This is a genomic window from Spongiibacter sp., from assembly GCF_984394615.1.
On sequence record NZ_CFHTQA010000003.1, the window covers coordinates 1 to 11957 of the forward strand.

Sequence of the window (11957 nt, forward strand, 5' to 3'; positions counted from 1 at the left end):
GTACAGATGCTATCGCCCTTTGGCATAAACATCAACACATGGCGTAAACGCCTTGGCAATAAGCGCCCTTTTTATTTGCCCAAAGTTTTCGCCACTGACAACCTAGTCGCCAATTTAGTCACCAATAGGCCACTTCTGGGTGATCGGATAGCGTCGATCGCGACCAAAGCCCCGCTCGGTAATTCTTGTGCCAATCGGCGCCTGACGACGCTTGTACTCATTAATGTCTACCAGCCGCAGCACCCGGTAAACCGTCTCTCGGTCAAAGCCTTCCGCAATAATGGCCTCGGCACTTTCGTCGCGCTCGATATAGCGCTCGAGAATTTTGTCGAGCGTCTCGTAGGGCGGCAGGTTGTCCTCATCTTTCTGATCCGGCGCCAGTTCGGCCGAAGGTGGGCGATCTATGACGCGCTGTGGAATGGCAGCGGCGCGGGTATTGCGGAATCTAGCCAGCTCAAATACGCGGGTCTTCGCCACATCTTTGAGCACATCAAAGCCGCCCGCCATATCGCCGTAGAGGGTTGAGTATCCGACAGCAACCTCGCTCTTATTGCCGGTCGTCAGCACTAGCGAGCCTTTCTTGTTGGAAATCGCCATCAGCAACACGCCCCGGCAACGCGCCTGCAAGTTCTGCTCGGTTGTATCCGCATCCAGCCCGGCAAACTCGTCAGCCAAGGCCGCCATAAAGGCGTCATACATGGGTTCAATGGAGATACAGGAATAGCGAACGCCCAGCAACCGTGCCTGCTCTTCGGCGTCGCTCACGCTCATCGACGACGTGTAGCGAAAGGGCATCATCACGGCTTCGACCCGCTCAGCACCGAGTGCGTCGACGGCTATCGCCAGCGTCAGCGCAGAGTCAATACCGCCAGACAGACCGAGAACCACCCCTTTGAAACCGTTTTTGTTTACGTAGTCGCGAACGCCCAGCACCAGCGTCTCGTAGACGTCTTCCAGCACCGGCTTGAGGTCGGTAATGTCGCCCTCGGCAAAGCTCAGCGTTTTGCCGTTCCAGGTGGCATCCATGCAGGCGAGATGCTCCTGATAGGCCGGGCTGCGCGCCAGCAGCTCCCCTTCTTTGGATACCAGCATCGAAGCGCCGTCGAAAACCAGCTCATCCTGACCGCCGACAAGATTGCAGTACACCACTGGCATTCCGCCCTGCCAGGCGCGCTGAGCCAGCAGTGCTTCACGCTCGATTTGTTTACCCGCGTGAAATGGCGAGGCGCTCAGGTTAAGCATCAACTGCGCACCCTGAGAGCGTGCCGCCGACGTTGGACCATCCTGCCAGACGTCTTCGCAGATACTGACCGCCGTCGGTACGCCAAAGAAATCGAACACCAGGCTTTCCTTGCCTTCCCTGAAATAGCGTTTCTCATCAAATACGCGGTAATTCGGCAGGCATTGTTTGAAATACTCATACTGCATGCGACCGCGATAAAACACCCCGGCGGCGTTGTACAGTCCATCTTCGCGACTGCGCGGATAACCGACAATGACGTAGGCTTCACTAGTTGCCTGCGCGATGCGCTGCAGTGCGCGATCGACGCGATGAGAAAGACTGGCACGAAGCAACAAGTCTTCAGGCGGATAGCCGGCGACCACCAACTCGGGGAACAGTATCAGTTGCGGATTGTGGGCCGCCGTGGCCCGCGCAATGGTATCGAGAATTTTGTCGGTATTGCCCTCGATATCCCCCACCACGGGGTTAATCTGAGCAGTCACAATGCGAAGCGTGGTCATTAAAGGGATTCCGTGTTGCTGTGGCGGCACGCCCCAACCGGGCACCGCTCGCCGTCGACGCGGTATTCTATCAAAACTCGCGGTGTGCATCCGCAGGAATTGGCAGATACACTGGCAACAGCCGAATTAATGAGTCCACCATGCCCACTGCCTACGACCCCAACCAGCGCCGCGCGGTCATGCGCATTTATGCTACCTACCGCTTGTTGCTCGCTGGCACCCTGTTTTTAAGCTACCTGCTGGGCGCCAGCAACAGTATTCTCGGCAGCAACCTGCCCGGCGTGTTCATGGCAACCGTCACCGCCTATCTGGGCTTCAGCCTGCTGGTATTTCTGCAACACCTGCTGATCACCCGCGACTACAGCGACACCGGACTGTTTTTCGAATTCTTTGTCGATATCGGCAGCATTATGCTGATGAGCTATTGCTCGACAAGTACCGACAGCGGCCTCACTTTATTGCTGATTGTCAGCATCAGCGCCGCCAGCATGACCCTGCCAGCGCGATTGTGTCTGTCGCTGGCGTCACTGGCGACCATTGCCGGCATAGGCGAAGTTGCCGCACACACACTCAGCGAACGGGTAGCCACCCAGCAGTTCGTTATCTCGGGCATGATGGGGATCGCCTACTTCTCTACCGCCATCGCCATTCGCCACCTCAGTGCCCGAATCGTTAAAGCCCAGGGGCTGGCTGAAAGCCGACGCAACGACCTGGAACAGCTCTCGCAGATTAACCAGAGCATTGTTCAGCGTATGCAAACTGGCATTCTGGTGATGTCGCGCACAGGGCGCATCAAGCTCAGCAATGCCGCCGCCATTGAACTGCTGCAGTTACCCGCCGACCCCGAAAAAACACAGCAATATGCGCCGCCGCAGCTCATCGCCATGAGCAACAGCGGCAACGGGCACTCGACGATTATTCAACTGCAGCCCTCAGGCGTAGAACTGCATGTAAACCTGACCTATCTCGCGCCTCAACACGGCGACGATGTGCTGATGTACATAGAGAATATCAGCAAGATCAATCAACGCGCCCAGAACCTGAAGCTGGCCTCCCTGGGCCGCTTTACCGCCAGTATCGCCCACGAAATTCGCAACCCGCTGGCAGCGATCAGCCACGCCGCGCAGCTTCTGCGCGAATCGCCGGACCTGATCAGCAGCGACGCCCGCTTTGTCGCCATTATCCAAAGTCATGCCAACCGAATGAACGACATTATCAAAAACATTCTGGAGCTTTCGCGGGGCCGCCTCGCGCAACCCCGGCAATTTGCTCTGCGGCCGTGGCTGGAAACGTTCTGCCGGGACTGGCACGGCAACCATCCTGATAAAACCCGACTACAGATCGACGCCAACACCGAACACGACACGATTAACGTCGACCAGAGTCAGCTGTCACAGATCATCAGCAACATCGTGGAAAATGGCATCCGCCACGGCATTGCCGCCCATGGCGAAGCGCTTATCCAGTTTCAACTGAGCCACACATCTCCCGGCGGCGGCCTGACATTGGACATTATCGATAACGGGCCGGGTATTGATCGCGACGACGAAGACAAGATATTTGAGCCTTTTTTCACAACCCAGACACAGGGCAACGGCCTTGGTCTGTATCTCTGTCGCGAGCTCTGCCTCGCTAACCAGATCGCCATCTCTTACCGTCGCGACAACAACGGCGCCAGTTGTTTTCGGTTACAATTTGCCCATCCCGAACGCGGCACCATTCCAGAATAATCGACACGGCACCGATGAATAGCAAAACCGTACTGATCATTGATGATGAACCCGATATTCGCGAACTGCTGGAAATCACCATCAGCCGCATGGGACTCCATACTGAAGCAGTAGGCTGTGTGGCCGACGCACTGCACTGTCTGGCCAGTAGGCCGATACAGTTGTGTTTAACCGACATCAAACTCCCCGACGGCACCGGACTCGATATTGTCCGGCATATACAACAACATTGTTCCGATACTGCAGTGGCAGTCATCACCGCGTTCGGCAGCACCGAGTTGGCCGTGGAAGCCCTGAAAGCGGGAGCCTTCGACTTCATTAACAAGCCACTCGCTGTCGATCAACTGCGTAATCTGATCAAATCCGCTTTGCGTCTGGAAAACAGCCAGGCCAGCCCGGTGGACAGCAGCCGCAACACTCGCCTGCTCGGAGAGAGTGAACAGATCCGGCGACTGCGCGAGCAGATCAACAAACTTGCCCGCAGTCAGGCGCCGGTGTACATCAGTGGTGAATCGGGCAGCGGCAAGGAAGTGGTTGCGCGCTTGATTCATGCTAATGGGCCGCGCAGCAATGCGCCCTTTGTGCCAGTGAACTGCGGCGCGATTCCCGGCGAGCTGGTAGAGAGCGAGTTCTTCGGTCATGTAAAAGGCAGCTTTACCGGCGCCTATGGTGACAAGGAAGGTCTGTTTGAAGCCGCCAATGGCGGCACCCTGTTTCTGGACGAGGTCGCGGACCTGCCGCTGAGCATGCAGGTGAAACTACTGCGTGCCATTCAGGAAAAGGCCATCCGTCGGGTCGGCTCGAACCAGGAGATTCCCGTGGACGTGCGCATTCTCAGCGCCACCCATCGCGATCTGGCCAAAGAAGTGGCCGCCGAGCACTTCCGCAGCGACCTCTTCTATCGGATTAATGTGATTGAGGTTCAGGTGCCCAGCCTGCGCCAGCGAAAGGAGGACATCCCTCTGCTCGCCCGTTTCATGCTGGAAAAAATAGCGCGGGAGTGGGGCATCACGGCGCCGCAGCTCAGTGACGAGGCGCTGTCAGCCCTGAACACCTACCAATTTCCGGGCAATGTTCGCGAACTGGAGAACATCATTGAGCGCGCCGCCACGCTTTGCGAGGGCAATGTCATTCGCGCCAGTGACCTGTCCCTGCCCGACAGCCCTGGGCAGCTCCCTGAGGCGATAAGCGAGCCGAATCATCTTGCTCAGGCCGCAGGGGATATCGAGGCCTATGTGTCGAGTATTGAAAAGGCGATTATTCTCGAAGCGCTGGAAGCCAATGACGGCAACAAAACCGAATCCGCCCGCATGCTAGGCATCACCTTCCGGCAGTTTCGCTACAAGCTGAAAAAGTACGAAATGGAATAGCGGGGCCCATAACAGGCCCCGATTGCAGTTACTCGTAGTACCAGTAACTGCGTTTGCGCCCACCGGACAAATCCAGCGTTGGCGTAGTCGGGTCAAAGGGTGACGGGCCAGCCCCCCCAATGATAAACGGCACCGTTTTTCCGTCGATAGTGACGAGCCCGGCAATCGGTGATGGCGGCAAGCCGCCCCCCGAGAATTCATTGCGCTGACGCTCGCCAGTCACCAGATTGACGATATATGCCCCGGCATTCCCGAGGTTCGCACTACAGCTTTGCGCATCGGGAACATCCGGCTGGTTCGTGCCGAAATACACCTTGCCAGCCACCGCCAGAGGCGCATTTACGCCCTTTTCTCCCGCTAACAAGTCGATGTAGTAGCCGGCGAAACTGTCTTCCAATCCACCGAAGTAAAGACTCGTTGCCCCTGTTGTCTCACAAGCAACCACCGCCCCGGTATCGTCGCTGCACTGCAAGGTGGTCTGGTTCACCAAGTCGTTCAGGGTGTAGGTCGTAAAACTGTCCGACACCGATTTTCCGAGATTCTTGTCCATAACCATGAAGAATTTATTCTCCACGTTATAGGCAATGCCCGGTGTGGTTGAAGCGCTGTACAAGGGGTGCTCACGGTCCCCTGAGACTGCGACCACCGCATCGTAGCGGTTGGTCGGCACGACATCCGCGCTGAACAGGAACTTGCGATTATTGTTACCGGTTCCCCCGAGGCTAGCGAGTTTAGTGATTTCCACTTCGTCAAAGTCCGTGGTTTGCGGATCATCGGCCTCCAGGTCTACGCGCCAGATATTACCGCCCACGTCGGTGGCATAGAGCCGGTCGATATAGCCATCGAAATCTTTGTCGAGCAAGGTAATATCGGCAGGGAAAGATTTATTCATGCCCGTAACCGTTTCACAATGCCCGCCACTGGCCAGCGCCACACCGGAACAGTTCGCCAGTGCCGCCCACACAACCTCGCCACTGATCGCATCCAGAATCAGCACGCCGCGCCCCTGACTGTTGCTGGCTGGCGCAGGTTCCTGATCCTCAGCAGGGTCATAGCCCGCACCGAGAATCAGCACAGGATTGTCATGATGTTTGAGCATGCCGACTTGCGCCTGTGACCAGGTTTGTCCCAACTCTGGTACCTGCTGCTCTGTCAGGCGCCACATGAACCGCGGCGCCAACGGGTTGCTGACATCCATCGCATAGATCAAGCGTCCACCACGACGCGCTGACAGATAGATAAACGCCTTGCCCGAGGTTGCCGTTCCCGTGCGCTTGTCCTGCAAGATTGTGGTACTGCCGTCGAAGAAATAATCGCGCTTCAAGGCACGCGGGTCGACGACATTGGGGTATTTGACCAAGGGGTCATTATTGAACTGACGCTTGAGTTTGCCAAAAAACTCTGGCGCGACAAAGCTCCACAACTCGCCACCGGGCTGCACGCTGGAAATATTGCTGTCCTGATTGCCATTAATGGCGTGGAAGTGGCCGTCGTTAGAGCCGTAGAACACCACAACCCCGGTGCTGCCACCGTAGTTAATAACAGCCGGACGGGAGTGCAGTACGTCGGCGTGAATAGAGCCCCGCGCTGTAATCGGGCAATTCGCATCCCGAACTTCAGGCGGACAGGGGCCTCGGCGCGCCTCGTTACCATTAATATCCTCACCGCGTACCCAATCAATGAGGTTTTCCGCTGTCAGCGTCACCGTGCTTGCACCACAGCTGACGTTATTGTTTTCAGCAAGCACATACTGGCTCAACTGGAGCACATAGGAGTCGTCATCAATTTTACTGCGTACGGCCCCCAACACTGTGCCTTTCAAGGCATCGATATTGTAGGTATTACTCTCGTTGCCCACCGTGCAGTTTTCCAGCTTGACCTGATCACCAATGTTTAATCCGTGACCGGCCTGGGTGACCGTGGCCGCCCGACTGACCTCCACAATAGTGGCGTTGCTATAGCTCGCGCCATCAGGGATATCCTTTGAGGCGATATCAAAGCTGGTGTCCTGAACATTGCTAATACTGCAGGGTGCTGCAAAGGTACAAACCTGTTTGTTTTGTACTTCGTTCCAGGCATTCAACAAAACGACCTGATCGGTATTGGCGTCCAGATTTGTTCCACCGCTACCGTCATGTGTAATCGTGCACACGGTATTTTTGCCGCCACCAGTGCAGCTGGTGGAAATCGCCTCGCCGGTATCAATACGCCCTACACTGATACTCGCGCCACCACCCTGTTGGGCAGCGCCCAGAAGGGTATTAAGCGACGCCACCAGCGTACTGTTGCTGCTGGCGAAGCTGGGCATTTCCGTGCCGGTAGGGCAACCACCAGCACTGTTACAGGTATAGACCACGCGGCTGTCAGAGTTAAGCAGATTATCAATCCGCAATAGCTGCCCGGCGCCCCCCTTCTCTACCAGTTCTCCGTCTGGCGAATCCAAACCAAAACCCGCCCCTTCCGGGCTGTTGCGCCAGAAGCCGTCCAAGGGCCAGTCGCTGACACTGGAGCCATCGGCACGCGTCGGAGTGTTGGTAGTCCAGAAGCTCACCGCATCGTCAGTAATCGCCCCCGTAATGGGGTTAGTCACCGAGGTGACCGCACCGGAAATATCCTGGGTCGAATCGGTAAGGACAATATTGCCACCCGCATCAAACCCCAGCTGATATTGTTTAACGTTACCCGTCCAGCGCGGGGAAGCGGTGCTGTCGGGCCGGAAGCTGGCGATATACACCTGATTCAGGAAGGTGCCCTGTGTATTGGCGCTGACGGGCAGCGTGGCCGACGAGAAGGCGCTGTTGATGTCCTGCACCTCATTGAAAATCTGCAGCAGAATTTCTGCCAGACCGGCGTGATTCTCCGCGGTGACTTTGAAGGCCTTACCGCCACCTTCAACAGCCATATCCGCCAGAAAATTAATTTCCCCCGCCAGCTTATTCTCAAGGGCGGGGTCATAGACGGCAATAGAATAGGTCGTGACATTGCGATCAGCCTGCGCGCTGTCGCCGACATCCACCAGATTCATGAAGCGCGTCCACTCGTCCCCCCAGTATTTGTTGTTGGCACTGCCGGAATTATTGAGCTGGGTAACGGCACGCGGCGTGGCGTAAAAATTGTACTGGGTAGAACCTGCCGCATAACCGAAAACACTGCTGAGTTGATTCTTGAGCAAGGTGTCGGGGTTACCCGTACCGTCTGCAACACTGGAGGTTTCCTTTGTCGCATTGCCGATATACACCAGTACCGCATCTCGGCACTCGGTCGCCACTTCCGCCAGCCCAGAATAATTGACGCCGGAACAAGACGTGGACAGGCCATTAAGCATGGCCCAACTTTCCGCAATCAGGTCACCCAGGCGGGACTGGTTCGCCAGCTTGTTCTTATCGATTTGTTTAAGGCGGGTAATGAAGTTGTTTATTCCAGTACTGTCCATCAGCGCCGGCGGCGCCAACAGGAAACCGCAGTTGTTGTTACCATTGCCCAAACCAGTACCGTTATTAAAGCTACTGAAGCCCTGCTCATTGAACACCATCAAACCAATACGGATCGCACCGTTGAGGTAGGCATATTGTGGATCCAACAGTGACAGCATAGTGTTAACCAGCGCGCACTGCTCCATACCGCCGACCGTATCGCCGAGCGCGGGGGCATTGCCGGTGTCCCCGTAGACACAGCCGTGAGTCACATTCGCGTTGGAATTCGCCGTGCTGTGCCAACCGAGCAAGACGGTAGGCGGATTCGCGCCACCAGGCGTAATACCCGCAAAAAGATCAATATCTTCTGCCTGCACTGGCCCCTGCATGGCAAGCAGCATCAGTGACAGACCCAGCAGTGATTTCAGCGTCTTCATATTCGTTACTCTTTGCTCATGCCTCGGCGCTCACCGTCAGTTCAGACAGGGCGTCCCGATTACCTCTCGCAGATACACACCCTGGTGCATCTCAACTTCTGTATTGGTACGGGCATCACTGACCGTCGCGCCAACATCCCAGGTCATTTTGGCGCACCAGGAGTTACCCTGCAGCGCCGCACTGTCATCCGTCAGCACCCCGGAACTGCTGTTCTGAGCGGTTCCCAGGCACTGAGCATCAGCGGGGTCCGCAACGTCCAGCTCTGATTGTTTGATCGGTTCGGAGCTCAAGCACGTCGGCGGCGCGACGACCGCAACCATGTCATCGCTGCCGTCTCCGTTAAAGTCGCTGCCAAACTCGGTATTTCCTTCCGGCAGCGGAATAGCAAAGTTGGCCGGGTTGCTGATGTAGGACTCGATAGCATTGCTGGCGCTATGTTTGGCCTCAATCCGATTTTGCTGGTTGCCGGCGATCTTGAAATTAATATTACTGCCCGTGAGCATACTCACCACGATCACGGTGAAAATAGCGAGCATGATCAGCACCACGATCAGCACGATGCCACGCTGTTTTGCCTTGGCCTTCATTCTCTCGGCCCCGCCATATTTGGCATCAGGATAGTCGAAGAGACCACCTGCCGCTTAAAGCGGTCATCAAAGGGTCCCTGCTCCGCCCCCCTGCCCAGATTGAAGGTATCGGCCACGGGCTGATTGAGCGCAGGCTCCTCCGATCTCAGCAGTAAACTGACACTCACTGCCACCACATCTTCCCAGTTATCCACGGCTGTCGCCGGCCACAGGGCAGCAGCACAGCCTGCGGGCACGGTGGCCGCCGCCGGATCAGCCGCATAGCAGTCGGGGCCGCCATCGCCATCAAGATCGAGACCGTACTGGATATGCATGTCCTCAACACCGCTGACCATCGAGAAGGTACCGAGGCTGTCGTTGGCATACTCGATCATTTTCAGCGTGGGTTTGCCGTCTCCCCCGTTGGCACAATCATCGCAGTTCGCGATAAAAAAGCTGCGAACAATCAATGGCCGTGCCACTTCCACACTGCCGCAGCCTTTGGCTCGCAGCGTCAGCTGGCTTGGGTCGTGGCTCAAGCGGTAGGGCAACAGATCCAGCTCACAGTTGGAAATCTGCAAATAAGGCGTGGTATTGCCCAAGGGAATATCCGCTATCTCAACAGTGCCTACTCCCACCCGCCGCACAGTGATCACCTCCGCGGTCGACGGCGCTCCTGCAGCAGAAATACAACTGGGCTGGGTGCCGCCACTGGCGATACCGCTAACCGGCAGGGGAAAGTTCAGCGCAAAGCCATAAAAGCCTTGGTCCACCGCTGCATTACTGCTGACGCAGGGGCTGATAGCTTGATAGTTGGGCACGCCGACGCCGGGATGGTAGCGCCCCCAAAAGCCCGCGAGTGACAACTCTTCCTCCAGCATCATCATGGCATATCGCCCATTCTCCGCCTGCGCGGAGACCATCGACAATTTGCCGCGGGTCTGACTGACCGAGGCCACCAGAGAAATAATGCCAATCAGCATAAACGCACCGATGCCCAGCGCGATCATCACCTCCACCAGCGAGATGCCCCGTTGCAAGCGCCTCATGACAGATCTCCAATACGGACGGTCGCGGTGACCACTCTGCGCTGCTTCTCGCTGCCGTACTGATCCTTACCGCAAGCCAGTGCATCATTCGGCGCCACCGTTTCATTAAGCCCCTGCCAGACGACGCTGATACGGTAAATTCTCGCCACGGCATCCAACTGATCAATGCAGCCTCGCGCACCAATCATGGCACCGACATTGTCATCATCACTATTCTGTTGCGCCGCCCCCAGCAACGCATCATCCCAGGCCTGTAAATCGGCATCGGCGCGGGTTCGCTGCTCCGTCGTCCCTGCCGCACAGCTGGTGGGCACCGAAGTCTGGTATCCAAGCTGCATTCCGTTGGCGCCGTTGGAGTAACAGTCGGCAACCAGCCGATTCGCATTCAGTCGGCCAACCATATCTTGCAACAGATTCAGTGCCTGCAGGCGCTGGTAAGATTCAACTTCCTGCTGGACGGAACGGGCGATCAGCCCGGCGGCGCCCATCAGCGCAACCAGGCCGATGACCATGGCAACCAAAATCTCGATCAGCGTAAAACCGCGAACCACTCGCATCAGCACTCCCCCTTGGCACTTCGCGGGCGACCGCTCAAGCTGATTTCGACACAGGACGCGTGAGTGGTATCGCCAGAGGCTGGCACAATGCTGAAGCTGGCGGAGGCGTTAGCCCGGCCATTGCCCGTAAATTGGACACTGGTGTGACTGGCGGTGATGCTGGCACTCGGCTGGGCCGGTGCCTCGTAGACAACTTCCGCACCGGCCAAAACCTGCCAACCCTTATTCCAATCGTCACTGACGCGACTGACCGTGATGGGCGTATTTCGCTTAACAGCTTCGCTGCGCGCCAGGTCGATACTGCTGCGCAGCATGTCGGCAACCGTACGTACACGCTGGCGCTCCAACACGCCATTAAAGGATGGGGCAGCCAGTGTTGCGACAATCGCCACAATCGCCATCACGATCAGCAACTCGAGCAGGGTAAAACCCCGTGTCACCGGCCTCAATCCCAACATCGCGTTGCTCCCGAGGCGTGACCTTTTTCCCCTTTGTTGTTCAGGGTCAGCGTACCGCAGCTGTCACTAGACTGTGCGCCCTTGGGGGCTGCGCTAACCGAATAGCTGGGTGGTGTCGCCGCATTGTTGCCGACTGTGGTGATGGTGTAGCGATCGCTGAGTTCAGCCGGTGTCGATGCGCCCAGCGCGCTCATATCCGCCGCATAAGCGCGTGCGTCCAGATAGTAACGCTCCTGCATATTCGCCACTTCCATCAGGAAGCTGGCCGCCGCCGAACGGTTGGCGCGCATCACGTGATTTTGGTAAGACGGCAGCGCCACTGTCGCCAGAATGGCAATGATGGCAACCGTGACCATCAACTCGATCAACGTAAAACCGGCGTATTGGTTCTTTCGCACGTGTATTTGCACTTGGCCCGATCCCCCTCAAACCGATGTGCTTATTGTTATGCCTGGCGCAGAGGCCGATCGAAGGAGAGAGTGCAGGCTCACACCGCGGGGTGTAAAGCGCGGCCTCATGCCTACTTCTATTGGAAGTGGTTCCTCGATGCCAGCGCGTGGCGGCAACAACTGTCAGTATAGAACGGTTGTGTAAAGCGAGAATACGCAGTTTCACCAGTCAAGTACAAAAGCA

Annotated in this window: 9 protein-coding genes; 2 read left to right on the forward strand and 7 right to left on the reverse strand. The window is 56.9% G+C overall.

Going from position 1 to position 11957, the window contains the following annotated elements; genetic code table 11:
- Positions 1-114: 114 nt before the first annotated feature.
- Entirely contained in the window at positions 115-1743 is a 1629-nt protein-coding gene (locus AC5DB9_RS01840; protein ID WP_273009628.1) for an NAD+ synthase, read from the reverse strand.
- A 140-nt stretch (positions 1744-1883) separates the two neighbouring features.
- Between AC5DB9_RS01840 and AC5DB9_RS01845 the strand changes: the two genes are divergently transcribed.
- Together AC5DB9_RS01845 and AC5DB9_RS01850 are read left to right on the forward strand one after the other, a co-directional pair.
- On the forward strand, positions 1884-3473 hold the full coding sequence (locus tag AC5DB9_RS01845) for a sensor histidine kinase (protein ID WP_272994414.1): 1590 nt from the start codon (positions 1884-1886) through the stop codon (positions 3471-3473).
- Positions 3474-3487: 14 nt separating this feature from the next.
- Positions 3488-4843 carry a sigma-54-dependent transcriptional regulator gene (locus AC5DB9_RS01850; protein WP_272994416.1) on the forward strand — a complete coding sequence of 452 codons (1356 nt, stop codon included), beginning with the start codon at positions 3488-3490 and terminating at the stop codon, positions 4841-4843.
- 28 nt (positions 4844-4871) lie between these two features.
- On the opposite strand, the gene AC5DB9_RS01855 is transcribed toward AC5DB9_RS01850, so the two are convergent.
- From AC5DB9_RS01855 to AC5DB9_RS01880, 6 genes are read right to left on the reverse strand one after another with little or no spacing between them, the layout of a single operon-like run.
- Positions 4872-8693 (reverse strand): pilus assembly protein, encoded by a 3822-nt coding sequence (locus AC5DB9_RS01855; protein ID WP_272994418.1) that lies wholly within the window; start codon positions 8691-8693, stop codon positions 4872-4874.
- A gap of 36 nt (positions 8694-8729) precedes the next feature.
- Positions 8730-9281 (reverse strand): pilus assembly PilX family protein, encoded by a 552-nt coding sequence (locus AC5DB9_RS01860; RefSeq protein ID WP_272994420.1) that lies wholly within the window; start codon positions 9279-9281, stop codon positions 8730-8732.
- Entirely contained in the window at positions 9278-10309 is a 1032-nt protein-coding gene (locus AC5DB9_RS01865) for a PilW family protein (protein WP_273010060.1), read from the reverse strand. Before AC5DB9_RS01865 ends, AC5DB9_RS01860 begins: the two co-directional genes overlap by 4 nt.
- The gene (locus AC5DB9_RS01870; protein WP_272994423.1) at positions 10306-10866 is read right to left on the reverse strand and encodes a type IV pilus modification PilV family protein; all 561 of its coding nucleotides are present in this window, start codon (positions 10864-10866) and stop codon (positions 10306-10308) included. The genes AC5DB9_RS01865 and AC5DB9_RS01870 overlap by 4 nt, the downstream gene beginning before the upstream one ends.
- Entirely contained in the window at positions 10866-11306 is a 441-nt protein-coding gene (locus AC5DB9_RS01875; RefSeq protein WP_273010062.1) for a GspH/FimT family pseudopilin, read from the reverse strand. Before AC5DB9_RS01875 ends, AC5DB9_RS01870 begins: the two co-directional genes overlap by 1 nt.
- A gap of 5 nt (positions 11307-11311) precedes the next feature.
- The gene (locus AC5DB9_RS01880; RefSeq protein WP_272994426.1) at positions 11312-11722 is read right to left on the reverse strand and encodes a type IV pilin protein; all 411 of its coding nucleotides are present in this window, start codon (positions 11720-11722) and stop codon (positions 11312-11314) included.
- Positions 11723-11957 lie beyond the last annotated feature (235 nt).